This window comes from Psychroflexus longus (genome assembly GCF_020164595.1).
GTDB lineage: Bacteria > Bacteroidota > Bacteroidia > Flavobacteriales > Flavobacteriaceae > Psychroflexus > Psychroflexus longus.
Genome location: NZ_JAIQZE010000037.1, coordinates 1 through 281, shown reverse-complemented (window position 1 = coordinate 281; position 281 = coordinate 1). Strand labels below are relative to the sequence as shown.

The 281-nt window shown below is 54.4% G+C and carries 1 protein-coding gene; it reads left to right on the top strand.

The genetic code is table 11. The annotated features are described in order from the left end of the window. Positions 1-281, top strand: a 281-nt coding sequence (gene hisE / locus LB452_RS13475) for a phosphoribosyl-ATP diphosphatase (RefSeq protein ID WP_224462254.1), incomplete at both ends; no start/stop codon positions are given.

The window sequence follows — 281 nt, the reverse complement described above, 5'->3', positions numbered from 1 at the left end:
AGGCACTAATACGACTTGCGCGAATACTATCTTCGCCAACGATTTAGAGCAGCTCTACAACGCGCTGAATGATGTGACATTGACGGAGCATGCTCGCACGGCAGAGCTGATGAATGCCGGATTGCGGAAGATCTCGCAGAAGGTTGTCGAGGAGGCTGCCGAGGTCGCTCTCGAGGCGGTGAGGAAGCGGACCCAAAAGACGGTCAGCGAAAGTGCCGATCTTCTCTATCACTTGGTCGTTCTGTGGCACGCACTCAATATTGAACCCAGCGAAGTCTGGG